We start from the raw sequence: 15,917 nt of genomic DNA, 5'->3' as shown, positions 1-15,917 counted from the left end.
TACGAACAGGAGGTGTAATGAATGTCACGTATTGGTGTATTACCAATTGAACTGCCTGAAGGTGTAGAAGTCACCCAGGAAAACAGCAGAGTTGCAGTAAAAGGACCAAAAGGGGAGCTGGCTACCACTATCTCCGACGAAATGAGCGTGAAACAGGAAGACAACGTTCTTACTGTAGAGCGTCCGAGTGATAAGCAGGAGCATAAAGCTCTTCACGGTACGACACGCAGTCTTATCAACAACATGGTTGTAGGAGTGTCCCAGGGTTTTGAAAAAGCACTTGAAATCCGCGGTGTCGGATATCGTGCTCAAAAACAGGGTGAAAAAGTAACCGTAAACGCCGGCTACTCCCACCCGGTAGAAATCGAAAACCGCGAAGGTATCGATATCGAAGTTCCTACGAACACTAGAATCGTCATCAAAGGCATTGATAAAGAGCTCGTCGGAGCAGTGGCCGCTAACATCCGTGCGATTCGTCCTCCTGAGCCTTACAAAGGCAAAGGGATCCGTTACGAGAACGAAACTGTCCGTACTAAAGAAGGTAAGACAGCTAAATAAGGTGTCAGGGTAAGAAAGGAGTGACTTAAATGATCTCAAAGACCGATAAAAACACTATGCGTAAGAAACGTCATGCACGTGTCCGTAAGAACATCTCCGGTACTGCGGAGCGTCCACGTCTGAACGTTTATCGTTCCAACAACCATATTTACGCACAATTGATCGATGATGTGAGCGAAACGACAGTAGCCAGTGCATCGACAATGGACAAAGGGTTCGACCTTGATCGTGGCGGCAACGTTGAAGCTGCTAAACGCATTGGTCAGCTCGTTGCAGAACGTGCGAAAGAAAAAGGCTATGAAACAGTAGTATTTGACCGCGGTGGTTATCTTTATCACGGCCGTGTACAAGCTTTGGCCGATGCAGCTCGTGAAGCTGGACTACAATTTTAATCGTAAAAGGAGGGACATGTATGAGTACAAAGATTGACCCTAACAAACTAGATCTTGAAGAGCGCGTTGTTACGATCAACCGCGTTGCGAAAGTGGTGAAAGGTGGACGTCGTTTCCGTTTTGCCGCACTTGTAGTAGTGGGCGACAAAGACGGTCATGTCGGTTTCGGTACTGCCAAAGCGCAGGAAGTTCCGGACGCCATCAAAAAAGCAATTGATGATGCGAAAAAGAACCTGGTAACTGTACCAATTAAAAATACAACGATTCCTCACGAAATTCACGGTCGCTTCGGCGCCGGTAACGTGCTGTTGAAACCGGCCGCAGAAGGTACCGGTGTTATCGCAGGCGGACCTGTCCGTGCCGTACTCGAACTTGCAGGTGTGCAGGACATCCTTTCGAAGTCTCTTGGCTCGAACACGCCAATCAACATGATCCGTGCTACTATCAAGGGTCTTACTGAATTGAAGCGTGCCGAAGATGTGGCAAGACTTCGTGGGAAATCCGTGGAAGAACTGTAGGATAGGAGGGAAATACAATGGCTCAAAAGTTAGAAGTTACCCTCACGCGCAGTGTAATCGGCCGTCCGCAGGACCAGAAGGACACCGTTAAAGCGCTAGGACTTAATAAAATTCGCCAGTCAGTAGTCGTAGAAGACAATCCGGCTATGCGTGGAATGGTCAATAAGATTTCACACCTGGCTGATGTAAAAGAAGTATAATCAATTTATAAATAAGGAGGTGCTCACATGAAACTTCATGAACTACATTCCAAAGTAGGGTCCCGTCAAAAACGTAACCGCGTAGGACGTGGGATGGCTTCCGGTAACGGAAAAACATCCGGTCGTGGACACAAAGGACAGGGTCAGCGCTCCGGGAGCAAAATCCGTCCAGGTTTCGAAGGTGGCCAAATGCCTTTATTCCAACGCGTGCCTAAGCGTGGTTTCACGAACATTCACCGTACGGAATATACAGTTGTGAACTTAGAGACTTTGAATCGTTTCGAAGAAGGCACGGAAGTAACTCCGGAGCTTCTGCTTGAAACAGGTACTGTCAGCAAAGTAAAAGCTGGTGTTAAGATCCTAGGAAAAGGTAACATTGATAGGAAACTCACAGTAAAAGCTCATAAGTTCTCGGCTTCTGCCAAAGAAGCAATCGAAGCGGCGGGCGGTCAAACTGAGGTGATTTAATGTTCCGGACAATCTCCAATTTTATGCGCGTGGGTGATCTCCGGCGAAAAATCATTTTCACCCTGCTTATGCTTATCGTATTCCGGCTGGGGTCATTTATCCCCGTGCCGTTTACAAATAATGAAGCAATCAACTTCATGGATGAACAGAACGCTTTCGGCTTTCTGAATACATTCGGAGGTGGGGCATTACAGAACTTCTCCATCTTTGCGATGGGGATTATGCCTTACATCACTGCTTCTATTATCATGCAGCTTCTGCAGATGGACGTCGTTCCTAAATTTGCAGAGTGGAAAAAGCAGGGTGAAGTGGGACGCCGGAAATTAGCTCAGTTTACCCGCTATGGAACTATTGTCCTTGCCTTCATACAGGCCATTGGTATGTCCATTGGTTTCAATGCCATGGCAGGAGGTCAGCTGATCTCAAACCCTGGTATTCCTCAGTTCGCAGCTATTGCGCTCGTACTGACAGGCGGGACTGCATTCCTTATGTGGCTTGGTGAGCAAATCACTTCCCATGGCGTAGGAAATGGGATTTCAATTTTAATTTTCGCAGGTATTGTTGCTGCAATTCCGAATGGTGTGAACCAGTTGTATGATCAGTATATAACTGGCGCAGGAGAGGAACTCTTCATCAACCTCGTCATCGTGGCTCTCATTGCTCTTGTGATTGTTGCAGTTATTGTGGGAGTCGTGTTCATTCAGCAGGCGCTGCGTAAAATCCCTATTCAGTATGCAAAACGTCAGGTAAACAGATCTCCAGTCGGTGGGCATTCCACCCACTTGCCGATCAAAGTGAACGCTGCTGGAGTTATTCCAGTCATATTCGCGATTTCTTTCATTATTGCTCCAAGAACGATAGCCGGATTCTTTGAAAATAGCGAGATCGCTTCAACGATCGAGTACATTTTCAATTATGAGAATTGGCCGGGTATGATTATTTATGTAGCGCTTATCATAGCGTTCACATACTTCTATACGTTTGTACAGGTGAACCCTGAACAAATGGCTGAAAACCTTAAGAAGCAAGGCGGGTATATCCCGGGAATACGTCCCGGTGCGAATACGGAGAAGTATTTGACACGGGTTATGTACCGTTTAACTTTCGTAGGATCACTCTTTTTGGCGGCTGTATCTGTCCTTCCGATTATTCTTGGCTCCCTTGCAGGGCTTCCGCCAAGCATACAGATCGGAGGAACTGGTCTCTTGATCGTGGTAGGTGTTGCACTGAATACGATGAAGCAACTGGAAGGTCAGCTGGTGAAGCGACATTATAAAGGCTTCATTAAATAAATAGTGTAAAACTAAGATACGGGAGAGAGGGAAAAAGTTGAATTTAATTTTGATGGGTCTCCCTGGAGCCGGAAAAGGCACCCAGGCAGAGAAAATAGTCGAAAAATATAACATTCCTCATATCTCTACCGGAGATATGTTCCGCTCAGCTATCAAAGAAGGCACAGAACTAGGCAAAGAAGCTAAATCATATATGGATGAAGGGGCGCTGGTTCCGGATGAGGTCACGATCGGAATCGTCCGTGAACGTCTCAGCAAGCCGGACTGCCAGAAAGGATTCCTCCTTGACGGTTTCCCGCGCACGCTTGAACAGGCAGAAGCTCTTGAGAATCTGCTTGGAGAGCTGGAGACATCTCTCGACTATGTGCTTCACATAGATGTTCCACAAACAATACTTGTGGACCGGTTGACCGGCAGGAGAGTCTGCCCTGAATGTGGAGCTACGTACCACGTTCAATTCAATCCTCCGAAAACACCAGGCAAATGCGATAACGACGGTGCTGTTCTTATCCAGAGGGAAGACGATCAGCCGGAAACAGTGAAAAACCGACTCGAAGTGAACGTGGAACAGGCTCAGCCTCTTCTGGACTTTTACGAAGAGAAGGGCTATCTCGTTACGGTAGAGGGCAACAGAAATATCGAGGAAGTATTCAACGATATTGATGAACGCCTTCAGCATCTTTCTTAAGGTGAAACAGAGAACCCGGAGTAAATGAGGGTTGCCATGGATGGGCACGGTAACCTTTCACGTAATAGCGAAACTTTTTTCTTGAAATTGAAAGTGTTCCTTGTTATGTTCAAAGTTAGTGTCCGAAAGTGGTAATGCGAAACGGCAGGAGCTTGTAGTTCCTCTCCGACGCGATTACTGTGTTTATTACTTTAAATGAAGGTGATCGTACTGTGAGTGAATCGGAATCGAGTCCGCGAATAGGTCAAATTGTTCGTATTGAGCGTGGACGGGAAGCAGGTCAATATGCGGTAGTCATTGATAAACTTGAAGATGGCGCTGTAATGCTTGCTGACGGAGAGAAGAGGAAATACGACAGGCCGAAGAAGAAGAACATGCAGCATGTGTCCTGCACGAACTTCATCTCTCCGGAAGTCCAAAGCAGCCTTCTGGAAACAGGTCGTGTCACAAACGGCAAGCTTCGATTTGCTGTTAGTAAATATATCAATGAACTGGTGACTGATTTAGAGAAGGGAGAGCAACTCGATGGCGAAAGAAGATGTAATTGAAATTGAAGGAACCGTAGTGGAGACATTGCCGAACGCTCAGTTCAAAGTCGAACTTGAGAATCAGCATACGGTACTTGCTCACGTCTCCGGTAAAATACGCATGAACTTCATCCGTATTCTTCCAGGTGATAAAGTGACAGTGGAACTGTCCCCGTATGATCTTACTAAAGGACGGATAACGTACCGTTATAAATAGAATAAGCTCCGATATAACAAGGAGGTATGAATGATGAAGGTAAGGGCTTCTGTTAAGAAGATTTGTGATAAATGTAAAGTCGTTCGTCGTAATGGCAAAGTAATGGTAATCTGTGATAACCCGAAACACAAACAGAAACAAGGTTAATAAAAAAGGAGGTGCACGTTCCCTATGGCACGTATAGCAGGTGTTGATATCCCTCGTGATAAGCGAATTTCTATCTCATTGACTTATGTTTACGGAATCGGTAAATCCCTGGCAAGTCAAATTGTACAGGATGCCGGAGTAGATGAATCTACCCGTGTCCGTGATCTTACGGAAGATGAACTTACGAAAATTCGTACTGAACTGAACAACTACAACGTCGAAGGTGACCTTCGTCGTGAGAACTCCCTTAACGTTAAGCGTCTGATTGAAATCGGCTCTTACCGTGGGCTTCGTCACCGTCGTGGTCTTCCAAGTCGCGGCCAGAAGACGAAAAACAACTCCCGTACCCGTAAAGGTCCTCGTCGTACAGTAGCAAACAAACGTAAATAATCAATTGATAAAGGAGGTATAGTTATGGTAGCACGTAAGAACACCCGTACCCGGAAACGTCGCGTGAAAAAGAATGTGGAGAGTGGTATTGCTCATATCCGCTCTACTTTCAACAACACGATTATCACGATTACAGATGTGCAAGGTAATGTGATCAGCTGGAGCAGTGCCGGAACTCTCGGTTTCAAAGGCTCCCGTAAATCTACTCCATTTGCAGCACAAATGGCTGCAGAAACTTCTGCAAAAGAAGCTATGGATAACGGCATGAAAGATCTTGAAGTAGCTGTTAAAGGGCCTGGCGCCGGCCGTGAAGCGGCTATCCGCTCCATCCAGGCAGTAGGTATCGAAATCACAGCTATCAGAGATGTAACGCCGGTTCCACACAACGGTTGCCGTCCACCGAAACGTCGTCGCGTGTAATTATAGTCTGAATTGTTTTATCGCCCTCTTTAAGGGTTATAACCACCAATAACAGCCATGCGTTTAACCTTAGAGATGCAGTTTACTGGTAGAGGGGCTGCCTGCCTGAGGAATTTCGGTTGGACTTCTGTCTGACCGGGGTTTCGACGTTTTGAAGGAGGTTTTTGTGTAAATGATCGAAATTGAGAAACCAAACATTGAAACGGTGGAGATCAGCGATGATTCTACTTTTGGTAAATTCGTCGTCGAGCCGCTTGAGCGTGGGTATGGTACAACACTAGGTAACTCCTTGCGTCGTATCCTATTATCCTCCCTTCCCGGTGCCGCTGTGACATCTGTACAAATTGACGGGGTCCTTCATGAATTTTCGACGATCGAAGGTGTCATGGAAGACGTAACCACTGTCGTTTTGAATCTGAAGAAACTTGCTCTGAAGATTTATTCTGATGACGAGAAGACTTTGGAAATCGATGTCCAGGGTGAAGGAAAAGTCACCGCTGCTGATATTACTCATGATAGTGACGTTGAAGTACTGAATCCGGAACTTCACATCGCTACCCTTGATAGTAATACGAATCTGCGTATGCGTATTACAGCTGAAAGCGGTCGAGGATATCGCCCGGCTGAAGGGAACAACCACGAAGATTTACCAATAGGAGTAATTCCGGTTGACTCTATCTTCACCCCTGTCTCCCGTGTAACGTATCAGGTGGAGAACACCCGTATCGGGCACATCTCCAACTACGATAAACTTACACTGGATGTATCGACGGATGGCAGCATCCGTCCGGAAGAGGCGATCTCTTTAGGGGCTAAAGTATATATGGAGCATTTGAACATCTTCGTCGGATTGACGGATGAAGCGAAAAATGCCGAAATTATGGTAGAAAAAGAAGAAGATCAGAAAGAAAAAGTTCTTGAGATGACGATCGAAGAACTGGATCTCTCGGTTCGTTCTTACAACTGCCTGAAACGTGCTGGTATCAACACGGTTCAGGAGCTGGCTAATAAGAGTGAAGACGATATGATGAAAGTCCGTAACCTCGGCAGAAAATCGTTGGAAGAAGTTAAGCACAAACTGAATGAACTTAACCTTGGCCTTCGTAAAGAAGACTGACGATAAAGAGGAAACATCTGAAAAGGAGGGTTATCGATGAGAAAACTAGGTCGTAAAACAGAACACCGTGTGGCAATGATGCGCAATCTCACCACGGATCTGATTATCCATGAACGTCTGGAAACAACGGAAGCGAAAGCGAAAGAACTTCGTTCCTCTGTAGAAAAAATGATTACACTTGGTAAGCGTGGCGACTTGCATGCACGCCGCCAGGCAGAGTCGTTCCTTTACAAGCAGGATGCAGACGAAGAAGGAGCCGAAACTGCTCTTCAGAAGCTGTTCTCTGACGTTGGTCCGCGTTATGCAGACCGTCAGGGCGGTTACACTCGTGTATTGAAACTTGATGCGCGTAAAGGTGACGGCGCAAAAATGGCGATTATCGAACTTGTATAAAGTCTGATAATAGCGAAAGGGCAGGACGGTATCTCATTCGTGAGGTTAACTCCAGCCCTTTTTTTGTGCAGGAAGTTAGTTGATTTCCACCCTATTTCCCGGGAAATAGCAAAGAGGAGGCCAGGAAATGAAGGACAGGATAGAATTTGAAGGTGTGACGTTCCGCTACCAGGAAGACGCCCCGCCCGTGTTGAAAGATGTCGATTTTTTCATCGAGAAAGGCGAGTGGGTGGCGATTATCGGTCACAACGGGTCCGGCAAGTCGACGATTGCCAAATTGATGAATGGGCTCCTCTTTGCCGAAAACGGGAAAGTCAGTGTGGACGGTATGAGTGTGAACCCGGAGTCTGTGTGGGAAATCAGAAAAAAAGTGGGGATGGTTTTTCAGAACCCCGACAACCAGTTTGTCGGCACGACTGTCCGGGATGACATTGCATTCGGTATGGAAAACCAGGGAGTGCCAAGGGAAGAAATGGTGGAGAAAGTAGCCGGAAGTCTGAGGGATGTACAGATGGAAACCTACGAGAACCACGAACCTCACCGGCTCTCCGGAGGCCAGAAGCAGCGTGTGGCCATTGCTGGAGTACTGGCGATTGCGCCTGATTATATGCTGCTCGACGAGGCTACAGCTATGCTCGATCCGAAAGGTCGTCAGGAAATACTGAAAACGGTCCGGGACGTTCAGGAAAAGTCGAATATGTCTCTCGTGACCATTACCCATGACTTGCGGGAGATTGTGGCAGCGGACAGGGTGATCGTAATGAACAAAGGGGAAGTGTGGTTCGAAGGCACCCCGCGGGAAGTGTTTGCCCATAAAGACTCCCTTTCCTTCATCGGCCTTGATGTGCCGTTTGTAGCAAAGCTGACGGAGGAGATGAAACAGTACGGCGTTTCTTTTCGGAAGGAACCGCTAAATCATGAGGAGATGGTGGAGGAGCTATGGAACTTACATTCAACGAAGTAACATATACATACAGCCCGGGGACGCCGTTTGAATTCAGAGCGCTCGAAAATCTCTCCCTTCATGTGCCTTCGGGATCGTATACTGCAATCATCGGGCATACCGGATCGGGGAAATCCACGCTTATCCAGCACATTAATGCGCTGTTGCAGCCGACTTCCGGAAGTGTGAAGGTCGGAGATTTCGTCATCGAAGCCGGAAGGAAAAATAAAAATTTACGCAGTTTGCGTGAAAAAACCGGCATCGTTTTTCAGTACCCGGAACACCAATTATTTGAGGAGACGGTGGAGAAAGACATCGCTTTCGGGCCGAAAAATTTCGGTGTGGATGAGGAAGAAATCAGGGAGCGGGTAAACAAAGCTCTTGAAGCCGTGCAGCTTCCGGAAGATATGAAAGAGAAGTCGCCGTTTGATTTAAGCGGCGGACAGATGAGAAGAGTGGCCATCGCGGGCGTGCTCGCCATGAAGCCGAAAGTGCTCGTTCTGGACGAGCCTACGGCGGGTCTTGATCCGAGGGGTCAGAAAGAAATGATGGATATGTTCTATTCCCTCCATGAGAGTGAGGAACTTACCACCGTACTTGTGACTCACAGTATGGAGGATGCCCTGACGTATGCCGACGAGGTCGTCATTTTGAATGAGGGCAGGAAATATATGGAGGGAGCACCGCTCGATGTGTTCAAAAGAAAAGAAGAACTGCGTCAGGTGCAGCTCGATATACCGGAAGTGCTCGAGTTCCTGGAGAAGATTGAGAAAGAGTTCGGTGTTTCGATCGAATACGACAAACAGCCCCTTGCTGAATTAGCAAAGGAACTCACATCCCGGCTGGGAAGGAGAGACGATTATGAATAATTCGATGATCATCGGGCAGTATGTCCCGGGTACTTCTCTCATTCATCGATTGGATCCGAGGACGAAAATTCTCGTTATTTTCTTTTTCGTCATTATCGTATTCTTTGCTAATTCCGTGTGGAGCTACAGTATTCTCACCGCCTTCGCCATAGGGACTGCCCTTGCCACGAGAGTCCCGCTGTCGTTTATTGTGAAAGGCCTGAAACCCGTATGGTTTCTGATCGTTTTCACTTTCCTCCTGCACCTGTTCGTTTCAAGGCAGGGGGATATACTATTCTCGGTGCTCGGCTTTCCGTTTTATGAAGAGTCACTGATCCAGGGCGGGACGCTGTCCTTGCGTTTCTTCCTGCTTATTCTGTTCACGTCGTTACTGACGTTGACGACGTCTCCGATAGAAATTACGGATGCTATCGAGTATCTGCTTCATCCGTTGAAAAAACTGCGCTTCCCTGTCCACGAACTGGCACTGATGATGTCAATCTCCCTGCGTTTTATCCCGACGCTTATGCAGGAAGCGGAGAAGATATCAAAAGCCCAGGCTTCCCGGGGCGTGGATTTCCGTACCGGGAGTCTGAAAGACAGGATGAGCGCCGTCATCCCGCTCCTTATCCCTCTGTTTGTCAGTGCATTCAAGCGTGCCGAAGAGCTCGCGATGGCGATGGAAGCAAGAGGGTACCAGGGCGGGGAGGGCCGGACGAAGATCCGGGCCCTGCTTTTCCGGAAAAAAGATTACATCGTGTTTTTCTTGTTCTGTCTCATTATGGCGGCCACGATAGGAACGAGGGTGTGAAATATAATGAAACGGGTAAAATGTACAGTGGAATACGACGGCACCGGCTATTCGGGATTTCAGATCCAGCCTAACGGAAAAACGGTGCAGGAAGAGCTGGAGAAGGCGCTCCGAACTATGCATAAAGGAGAACACGTACGCATCATCGCTTCCGGGCGTACGGATGCCGGCGTCCATGCCAAAGGTCAGGTCTTCCATTTCGACACTTCTCTTGCAGTGCCTGAAAATCGCTGGGTGAGGGCGCTTGAGACCCTGCTTCCTTCTGATATTTATGTCAAACAGGCAGAATACGTGGAAGAAAGTTTCCACGCCCAGTTCGACGTCAAAGAGAAAGAGTATCGTTATTATGTAAGACCGGTCCGTTCCCGGGACGTGTTCCGTAGGAGAACGGTCTATCATCATCCCCGGAATCTTGACATAGAAAAAATGCAGGAAGCCGTAAAACAGTTTCTCGGCACTCACGATTTTACTGCATTCTGTTCGGCGAAGACTACGCTGAAAGGAAACAAAATCCGTACGGTATCCCGGGCAGAATTGAACGTAACAGGGGAAGAACTGGAGTTCATCGTAAGAGGAAACGGCTTTTTGTACAATATGGTCCGGATTATGATGGGTACCCTGCTTGAGATCGGGGAGGGGAAAAAAGAAATCGACACGATACCCCGGGCTCTTGCGGAACACAACCGCAGGCTCGCAGGTTTCACGACCCCCGGTCACGGCCTGTTTTTGTGGGAAGTGAGCTACTGATATTCTTTCCGGGAAAAAAGCAACGAATCCTGGTGTGCCTATTGACATTTGGTATGAAAATGTTATATGATATCTTGTGGCATTTAATTTCTATACCACGATTAGCCCCGGAAACTAATCGTATTGAAATATAAATCGAATCAGAGTAAAAATCTAATGAAAAATCAGGAGGGAACCCGACATGCGTACAACATTCATGGCTAATGAAGCAAACGTGGAACGCAAATGGTATGTTGTGGATGCAGCTGGACAGACACTTGGTCGTCTATCTACTGAAGTTGCTTCCATCCTTCGCGGAAAGCACAAAGCGACATACACTCCACACGTTGACACTGGCGATCACGTAATCATTATTAATGCAGAGAAAATCGAACTTTCAGGAAATAAGTGGCAGGATAAGAAATATTATCGTCACTCCAATCACCCAGGTGGTTTGAAAGTCCGTTCCGCTAACGAAATGCGCGAGAAATTCCCTGAGCGTATGCTGGAGAAATCCATCAAAGGCATGCTTCCAAAAGGAAGTCTCGGACGTAAGATGAGCAAAAAACTTCATGTCTACGCAGGTGAAAATCATAAGCACGAAGCACAACAACCAGAAGTTTACGAACTTCGCGGCTAATCATAGCTAATAACAAAGGAGGTAATTAAGAGTGGCACAAGTACAATACTCCGGCACGGGACGTCGTAAGAAGTCTACAGCACGCGTACGTCTAGTCCCAGGTACCGGCCAGGTAATCGTAAATAAAACTGATGCACAGGACTATTTCCCATTGGAAACTCTTCGTAAGATTTTGAACCAGCCTCTTGTCGTTACAGAAACACAAGGAAACTACGACGTTTACGCAAACGTTGACGGTGGTGGATTCACAGGTCAGGCAGGTGCGATCCGTCACGGTGTAGCACGTGCGCTTCTCGAAGCGGACCCTGAATACCGTACTCCACTGAAACGCGCTGGATTCCTTACTCGTGATGCACGTATGAAAGAGCGTAAGAAATACGGTCTTAAGAAAGCACGTCGTGCACCACAGTTCTCGAAGCGTTAATATGGCAGTATTTAAGCCCTTTTCCCTTTATCGGGAGAAGGGCTTTTTCTATGCCTGAAATGGGCAAATGACCACATTTTGACCACATTCGTGACCACTTACGTTTTATTGGTCCATAAATTGAGCAAACAGATCAGCGGTTTTACCTTTCGAAGCATCGGTAACGTGAGCATAAACATTCATGGTGGTCTGGATATCTCGATGTCCTAATCGTTCCTGGACTTCTTTGATCGTGGCTCCTGCTTCGAATAAGAGGGAGGCATGCGTGTGTCGAAAGCCGTGAACGGTGATTGGAGAGAGATTATGCTTATCGATGAGAGAGTTCAACTTGTCATTAGGGTGAGCAAGTCTGAGAGGGCGTCCATCGGCTCGTGTGAGCACGTATTTGGTTTCAGGATTAATACCTCTCTCCAATAGCCATTCACTCTGCTGGAGCTTCCATTTGCGCAAGAGTGCAGCGGTATTTTCATCAATACGGATGGAGCGGATACTTGCTTTCTTCTTCGCTGTTTGAATGACCTCCTTTTTGTTCTTGAAAAACATCGTCTTGTTGATGTACATGGTCCGTTTCTCCAGGTCAATGTCCTTCCATTCAAGAGCAGCTAATTCTCCTTTCCGGATCCCGGTGTAAATCAGCAAGTAAAACATTAAATAGTTCCTCATATCCAATTCTTCTTTTGCTGTGGATAGGAAGTGGATAACTTCATGTTTGTTCCAGAAGTTTTTCTCATCCATCTTCGTGACCAGTTCTCCCTCATCTCTCTTCGGAATGACTGTATGCTGCATAGGGTTCTTTGCGATATAGTCCATCTTCAAGGCATATTTGAAGATCTGGTTCGCCTGGACCTTAATATCCGACACAGACTTTATTTCCGTAGCGATTTCATTAATCATGCGCTGACAGTACGTAGGGGATATCTCTCTGATCTTTAAATGGCCGAACCGGGGTAAGATATGTCTGTTTACTTTCGACTGCACAAAGGCCTGTGTGCTCTCTTTAATCGTTTGAGAGTGGATGCTCCACCATTCTTCGTATACCTCTTTAAACGAGAAGCGGCGGTCCGGTTGATACGTATTTTGTTCCAGTTGCATTTCAATTTGAGCAACAGCACGTTGAGCTTCTTTCTTTGTCGGGAAGCCCGACTTTGTGAGCTGCTTGCGCTTTCCTGTAGCTGGATCTATTCCTAAATCCACAGTAAAACTCCACCCTTTGTTTCTTCTACGTATATAAGCCATGTCTATTCCTCCTTATGCTAATCGTATAGTTCCAATTGAAGGTTCGGTTGTACAAATGAAAATCAAGTCGGTTTCTACCGGTACAAAATCAGCCAAAACTTTTGATTCTGTTATCTATTTGTACCAAGCGTTTTTCAGCTGCACTTTCTGGAACATTGAAGGCTCCTGCCACTACTTGTTTCGCTGAGGGGATATCGTTGGGTAGCTTGACCTTCTTTAATAAATAGGTAGGGATACAGAAATGAAGAGCGAAATTTTCTGCTTGCGCCTCCTGGAGTGCAACAAAGTCCATTGGTAAAAAGAGTTGGTTGCCAGCGTGTCTTTGTATATGGCAAAGTTCGTGAGCGAAGGCAAACCATAATTCATCAGGTGGCAGGTTGATATTTAAGTAGACTGTGGTGCCTTCGAAATGAGTTTCAGTGTTAGAAAAGATGAGATCTATTCCTAATCGGGGAGCGACGATGAAGATATCTAGTTGTGAGGGATGGATGATTCCGATGCTTTTTAGTAATTCATTTACTGCATCTTCTAAGTGAGTAGTAGTGTAGTTCATAATATGTACCTCCGGTAAAAGAACGTATGTTCGATTCAAGTATAAAACAAAAGGCGCACAAATGCACGCCTTCTTGATAACTGATTTATTTGAAGTTCTCTGCTAGTTCTGCAAATTTATTTTTGTACTTCATTAAATCCGAAATCTTTTCAAGTTGATAAGTGGTTTTTTCCTCATCATTAAACTGAACATACTTATTGTTTTCGTTGTTCAATCCCAATCTGCAGATCCAACGACGAATGTTATTATCTAAAAGGATATTAAAGTAGCTCTTGTTATCTCGATAATAGACTCTGTCTTCATCTACTACCTCCGATAACATCAAGCGGGCGATTGTATATCCTTGTATTTCTTCTTCAGTTGTAACAATTTCTGGTTCTGAAGGAAGTTGTTCTTCTTCCTCAATTTCTTCGATCTCCTGGATATTTGGTGAAGAATCATCACTACTTGTAGATTTCAAGGCAGCATTTAGCTTGTCGTTCACCAACTCATTAATGAATTGCTTGAAAGACTTTTGGACGATAGGTTCGAACTGAGCAACAACATTCTTTGTCTTTCTTCCTTCATAAATTTGGTTAAGAATAAACATTACAAAGTCATCTGTAGGTTCTTCCCAAAGGTCGTGGAGGAAGCTTTTTATCAGTCCAGTGTACTTCAACTCAGAAGCAGTGTTGAAGATCTTATCCAAGTCGAAGCTATCTTTTTTAAACTTGGCTAGTTCATTTAATTGATTCTCTCGGACTTCCATAAGATCAAATTCGAAGAAAGGAGAAGCGTCCATCTTGTTCTGCTCTTCTAAGTCAGTAAAAAATTTATAAGTTACACCGTTAGTTAAAATAGCGAATTTTGCTGTAGTTGTTCCAAAGTAACGAAAAAGTTGAGAGTCGTGCTTAGTCAATGGTTCATTCACTGACTTTGCTTCAATAAGTATTACGGGTTGTGCCTCGTGCATTATTGCATAGTCGACTTTTTCACCTTTTTTAATTCCCACATCCGCAGTGTACTCAGGAGTGAATTCTGCAGGGTTAAACACATCGTAGCCCAAATGCTGAAAGAAAGGCATGATAATGCTCGTTTTTGTAGCTTCTTCTGTAGTAATAGAATCCTTAATTTGAGCGACTCTCTCGGATAAAGTTCTGATTTTCTCGTTAAATGTTGTCATTTTCTCCACCCCTTATGTAATATTGATTAGTTCCTCTTACACCTTGAAAATACAAAATTCGCCAACAATATATAAAATAAAAACACGCCATTCGACGCGTTAAATATTCGCTTGTTTCTTGTACAGCCTTTGCAGCGCATCCTCAAAGTGCCTATATTAAATCATCAAGAAAATACAAATTAGTCTTCTTGGTGATTTCATTTTTGTTTAAATTTTTATAAGAATTGGTGATAAGTTGCCTAGCTTTCTCTTCTTCTTCATCAATAAATAACCATAAAGCTGAAAGGCATTCTTCTTCAGTTAGATAATGAAAAGGAAGATCGGGTATTAAATGATTCCAAGCCTCAGAAAACTTGGTGTGCACCTGACTTTCGTTCATCTGATTTCTTTCTATCTCTTTAATTATATTGTTTCTTATACCAGGAGCAAACATTATAGACTCGGGTTTATCAATATATTGGGCATTATCTAATCCACTCATATCCATAATAAAGACTTGTAGTATATACATAAATGAGTAATCGTTCATCGCTTCACGTTTGTGCAAGTCGTATAGATAAAGTTTATTGTTTCTGTAGAGTCCAAAGTTCTCGCTTTTCAAATTGGATTTCTCTTCTTTTTTCAGAAGATCTAAGGCTATGTCATAATTAGTAACCCCAGCTTTTGAATTCTTTATGAATTTAATCGCATTGGCTACATTGTAACTGCCATCCTTAGATCCAAACCTATGCGCAGGAACGATATAATAAAATTCCTCAAATACTTCTTGGCCTTTATCAGTAAGGAAGAGCTTGCTGGAGTATTTGTTTACTTCTTCTTCAATTTCGTTAGAAGACAAATATTCTTGGATTCTATCAATTAAGTCTGCCTTTTTCCCAGAAACCTTCAGGTCATGAGATTTTAAGATCTCTTTTAATTCATCGTTTTTGAGCTTAGTGATAGTTTCAGTAGCGGTAGCATATCTCAGGAAACCGCCTGAAATTAATCTGTCTAATGAAGACGAAGCATCTATACCGTAATGGTATGCAAAGTAGTTGGGAAAGCTCTCTGGGATACTGTTTCCGTTGATCCAGTTCAACAACAACACTTCACCTGGAAATAAGTCATTAGAAAGTTTCTTTCTATAGACGGGGTTTATATCAAAATGGGTGCCGTCCGATTTAGTAGAGGAAGAAAGATCGGTGGTGTTTTTTTGATTTTCAGAGTCTCCACTTAATTTCTTGAGCCAACTTAGAATCCCCATGATA

General features: G+C 45.0%; 24 protein-coding genes. 20 read left to right on the top strand and 4 right to left on the bottom strand.

Translation table 11 applies throughout. The annotated features are described in order from the left end of the window. Positions 1-21: 21 nt before the first annotated feature. From rplF to rpsI, 20 genes are all read left to right on the top strand, one after another. Positions 22-558: a 50S ribosomal protein L6 gene (gene rplF / locus AAV35_RS13110; RefSeq protein WP_008592553.1), complete on the top strand. Its 537-nt coding sequence runs from the start codon at positions 22-24 to the stop codon at positions 556-558. Positions 559-587: 29 nt separating this feature from the next. Then, positions 588-950 carry a 50S ribosomal protein L18 gene (gene rplR / locus AAV35_RS13105; RefSeq protein ID WP_008592554.1) on the top strand — a complete coding sequence of 121 codons (363 nt, stop codon included), beginning with the start codon at positions 588-590 and terminating at the stop codon, positions 948-950. A 20-nt stretch (positions 951-970) separates the two neighbouring features. After that, positions 971-1,468, top strand: a complete 498-nt coding sequence (gene rpsE / locus AAV35_RS13100) for a 30S ribosomal protein S5 (protein WP_008592556.1) — start codon at positions 971-973, stop codon at positions 1,466-1,468. Positions 1,469-1,485: 17 nt separating this feature from the next. Further along, positions 1,486-1,668, top strand: coding sequence for a 50S ribosomal protein L30 (gene rpmD / locus AAV35_RS13095; RefSeq protein ID WP_008592558.1), 183 nt, complete (start codon positions 1,486-1,488; stop codon positions 1,666-1,668). A 27-nt stretch (positions 1,669-1,695) separates the two neighbouring features. Next, positions 1,696-2,136, top strand: a complete 441-nt coding sequence (gene rplO, locus AAV35_RS13090; RefSeq protein WP_008592559.1) for a 50S ribosomal protein L15 — start codon at positions 1,696-1,698, stop codon at positions 2,134-2,136. Beyond that, on the top strand, positions 2,136-3,428 hold the full coding sequence (secY, locus tag AAV35_RS13085; protein ID WP_008592561.1) for a preprotein translocase subunit SecY: 1,293 nt from the start codon (positions 2,136-2,138) through the stop codon (positions 3,426-3,428). Before rplO ends, secY begins: the two co-directional genes overlap by 1 nt. A 37-nt stretch (positions 3,429-3,465) precedes the next feature. After that, entirely contained in the window at positions 3,466-4,116 is a 651-nt protein-coding gene (locus AAV35_RS13080) for an adenylate kinase (protein ID WP_008592564.1), read from the top strand. A gap of 212 nt (positions 4,117-4,328) precedes the next feature. Then, positions 4,329-4,664, top strand: coding sequence for a KOW domain-containing RNA-binding protein (locus AAV35_RS13075; RefSeq protein WP_008592567.1), 336 nt, complete (start codon positions 4,329-4,331; stop codon positions 4,662-4,664). After that, on the top strand, positions 4,642-4,860 hold the full coding sequence (gene infA, locus AAV35_RS13070; protein WP_008592569.1) for a translation initiation factor IF-1: 219 nt from the start codon (positions 4,642-4,644) through the stop codon (positions 4,858-4,860). The genes AAV35_RS13075 and infA overlap by 23 nt, the downstream gene beginning before the upstream one ends. A gap of 33 nt (positions 4,861-4,893) precedes the next feature. Beyond that, positions 4,894-5,007 carry a 50S ribosomal protein L36 gene (rpmJ, locus tag AAV35_RS13065; protein WP_008592571.1) on the top strand — a complete coding sequence of 38 codons (114 nt, stop codon included), beginning with the start codon at positions 4,894-4,896 and terminating at the stop codon, positions 5,005-5,007. 24 nt (positions 5,008-5,031) lie between these two features. Continuing rightward, positions 5,032-5,397, top strand: a complete 366-nt coding sequence (gene rpsM / locus AAV35_RS13060) for a 30S ribosomal protein S13 (RefSeq protein ID WP_008592572.1) — start codon at positions 5,032-5,034, stop codon at positions 5,395-5,397. Between the two features lie 24 nt (positions 5,398-5,421). Then, complete coding sequence (gene rpsK / locus AAV35_RS13055; RefSeq protein ID WP_008592574.1) at positions 5,422-5,817, top strand: 30S ribosomal protein S11; 396 nt, start codon at positions 5,422-5,424, stop codon at positions 5,815-5,817. A 172-nt stretch (positions 5,818-5,989) separates the two neighbouring features. Beyond that, complete coding sequence (locus AAV35_RS13050) at positions 5,990-6,934, top strand: DNA-directed RNA polymerase subunit alpha (RefSeq protein ID WP_008592576.1); 945 nt, start codon at positions 5,990-5,992, stop codon at positions 6,932-6,934. Between the two features lie 36 nt (positions 6,935-6,970). Next, complete coding sequence (rplQ, locus tag AAV35_RS13045; protein ID WP_008592578.1) at positions 6,971-7,327, top strand: 50S ribosomal protein L17; 357 nt, start codon at positions 6,971-6,973, stop codon at positions 7,325-7,327. Positions 7,328-7,454: 127 nt separating this feature from the next. Further along, positions 7,455-8,291, top strand: a complete 837-nt coding sequence (locus AAV35_RS13040) for an energy-coupling factor ABC transporter ATP-binding protein (RefSeq protein WP_008592580.1) — start codon at positions 7,455-7,457, stop codon at positions 8,289-8,291. Then, positions 8,267-9,139, top strand: coding sequence for an energy-coupling factor ABC transporter ATP-binding protein (locus AAV35_RS13035; RefSeq protein WP_008592583.1), 873 nt, complete (start codon positions 8,267-8,269; stop codon positions 9,137-9,139). Before AAV35_RS13040 ends, AAV35_RS13035 begins: the two co-directional genes overlap by 25 nt. Beyond that, positions 9,132-9,929: an energy-coupling factor transporter transmembrane component T family protein gene (locus AAV35_RS14440; protein WP_008592584.1), complete on the top strand. Its 798-nt coding sequence runs from the start codon at positions 9,132-9,134 to the stop codon at positions 9,927-9,929. The genes AAV35_RS13035 and AAV35_RS14440 overlap by 8 nt, the downstream gene beginning before the upstream one ends. A 6-nt stretch (positions 9,930-9,935) precedes the next feature. After that, positions 9,936-10,676 (top strand): tRNA pseudouridine(38-40) synthase TruA, encoded by a 741-nt coding sequence (gene truA / locus AAV35_RS14435; RefSeq protein ID WP_008592586.1) that lies wholly within the window; start codon positions 9,936-9,938, stop codon positions 10,674-10,676. Positions 10,677-10,857: 181 nt separating this feature from the next. Further along, positions 10,858-11,295 (top strand): 50S ribosomal protein L13, encoded by a 438-nt coding sequence (gene rplM / locus AAV35_RS13020; protein ID WP_008592588.1) that lies wholly within the window; start codon positions 10,858-10,860, stop codon positions 11,293-11,295. A 31-nt stretch (positions 11,296-11,326) separates the two neighbouring features. Continuing rightward, positions 11,327-11,719 carry a 30S ribosomal protein S9 gene (gene rpsI, locus AAV35_RS13015; protein ID WP_008592590.1) on the top strand — a complete coding sequence of 131 codons (393 nt, stop codon included), beginning with the start codon at positions 11,327-11,329 and terminating at the stop codon, positions 11,717-11,719. 105 nt (positions 11,720-11,824) lie between these two features. Here rpsI and AAV35_RS13010 read toward each other — a convergent pair whose 3' ends face one another. From AAV35_RS13010 to AAV35_RS12995, 4 genes are all read right to left on the bottom strand, one after another. Continuing rightward, entirely contained in the window at positions 11,825-12,955 is a 1,131-nt protein-coding gene (locus tag AAV35_RS13010) for a site-specific integrase (protein ID WP_008592592.1), read from the bottom strand. 88 nt (positions 12,956-13,043) lie between these two features. Further along, a complete protein-coding gene (locus tag AAV35_RS13005) occupies positions 13,044-13,508 on the bottom strand; it encodes an ImmA/IrrE family metallo-endopeptidase (protein ID WP_008592594.1) in 465 nt (154 codons plus the stop codon). A gap of 85 nt (positions 13,509-13,593) precedes the next feature. After that, complete coding sequence (locus AAV35_RS13000; protein WP_008592597.1) at positions 13,594-14,670, bottom strand: type I restriction endonuclease; 1,077 nt, start codon at positions 14,668-14,670, stop codon at positions 13,594-13,596. 151 nt (positions 14,671-14,821) lie between these two features. Continuing rightward, positions 14,822-15,913 (bottom strand): SAP domain-containing protein, encoded by a 1,092-nt coding sequence (locus AAV35_RS12995; RefSeq protein ID WP_008592600.1) that lies wholly within the window; start codon positions 15,911-15,913, stop codon positions 14,822-14,824. Positions 15,914-15,917 lie beyond the last annotated feature (4 nt).

It is taken from the genome of Salimicrobium jeotgali (assembly GCF_001685435.2).
GTDB lineage: Bacteria > Bacillota > Bacilli > Bacillales > Halobacillaceae > Salimicrobium > Salimicrobium album.
This window is presented reverse-complemented; position numbering and strand designations above follow the sequence as displayed.